The sequence below is a fragment of the Stenotrophomonas pictorum JCM 9942 genome, assembly GCF_001310775.1.
Lineage (GTDB): Bacteria > Pseudomonadota > Gammaproteobacteria > Xanthomonadales > Xanthomonadaceae > Stenotrophomonas > Stenotrophomonas pictorum.
This window is the reverse complement of the sequence record NZ_BAZI01000532.1, coordinates 1-1472: the sequence shown is the minus strand read 5'-3', so window position 1 is coordinate 1472 and position 1472 is coordinate 1. Positions and strand designations below refer to the sequence as shown.

1 protein-coding gene is annotated in these 1472 nt (G+C 68.5%); it reads left to right on the top strand.

Annotation, left to right across the window (positions count from 1 at the left end):
* Window positions 1-1439 (top strand): phospholipase D family protein (locus JCM9942_RS15765; RefSeq protein ID WP_054660809.1); only part of this gene is annotated, 1439 nt, incomplete at its 5' end.
* Between the last annotated feature and the right edge of the window lie 33 nt (window positions 1440-1472).

Here is a 1472-nt window from a genome sequence, read left to right as displayed (position 1 = left end):
CGAGCGCACTGCCGGTCCAGCCGGCGCAGACCCTGCTGGACCGCCAGCTGCAACCGCTGCTCGCCGCCCATCCCGGGCAGAGCGGCACGGTGTTCCTGAGCGATGGCCTGGAAGCCTTTGCCGCCCGCTCCATCATCACCCGCCAGGCCGGGCGCAGCCTGGACCTGCAGTACTACATGTGGCACGACGACATGGTCGGCCACCTGCTGGCGCGCGATGTCTATGACGCCGCCCAGCGCGGGGTACGGGTACGGCTGCTGCTCGATGACATGAACGCGGTCGGGCTCGACCCGCTGATGATGGCGCTCGATGCCCATCCCAATATCGAGATCCGCCTGTACAACCCGTTCCGCAACCGGGAGGGCCTGTGGCGGCTGGTGGAAATGGTGCAGCGGGTCTTCAGCATCAACCACCGCATGCACAACAAGGCATGGATCGCCGACGGCCGCGTGGCCATCGTCGGCGGCCGCAACATCGGCGCGGAGTATTTCAACGCCAAGCCCGATGTGAACTTCCGCGATCTGGACGTGCTGCTGGCAGGTCCCGTAGCCGCTCAGGCCAGCACGATCTTCGACAGTTTCTGGAACAGCGACATGGTGGTGCCGATCGCCGCCCTGCACCGCGCTTCCGAACGCGATCTGGCCAAGTTCATCAACCAGTCCGGGCAGGAAGCGCGCCAGCGCGAGAGCCTGCCCTACCTGGAGCGGGTGCGCGCGCGGCTTGCCGATTCGTACGTCGGAGGCGAGCTGGGATTGCACTGGACCGCTGGCGTGCAGATCCACTCCGATCCACCGCAGAAGCTGCGCGGCGCCGACCGCAGCGACTGGCTGGTCACCCGGCTGACCGGCGAACTGGCCAGCGCGCGGCACAAGGCGCTGCTGATTTCCCCGTATTTCGTCCCCGGCGAAGCCGGCACCGCCGGCCTGACCGCGCAGGTCGCCCACGGCGTACAGGTCGGCATCGTCACCAATTCGCTGGCAGCCAACGATGTCGCCGCCGTGCACAGCGGCTACATGCGCTACCGCAAACCGCTGCTGGCCGGCGGCGTGCGCCTGTACGAACTCAAGGCCCAGGACCGCCACAAGGCGTCCACCTTCGGCAGCTCCGGCGCCAGCCTGCACACCAAGGCGTTCGTGGTCGATGACCGGCGCGGCTTTGTCGGCTCGTTCAACCTGGACCCGCGCTCGGCCTACCTCAACACCGAGATGGGCGCGGTGTTCGACGATCCGGTGCTGGCCGCGCGCCTGCGCAGCGAATACCTGCGTCTGGCCAGCCCGGCCTTGAGCTACTGGGTCTATCTGGATCGCCAGCACGACCTGCGCTGGCTGGAATGGGCGTCCTCGCCGCCGGAGGTGCTGGGCACCGAACCAGACGCCTCGCTGCTGCAGCGGGCCACCGCCCGCCTGATCCGCTGGCTGCCGCTGGAGTCGCAGCTCTAGGCCGCGCTGTCGGCGCCGTCGGCGGCATCGGCA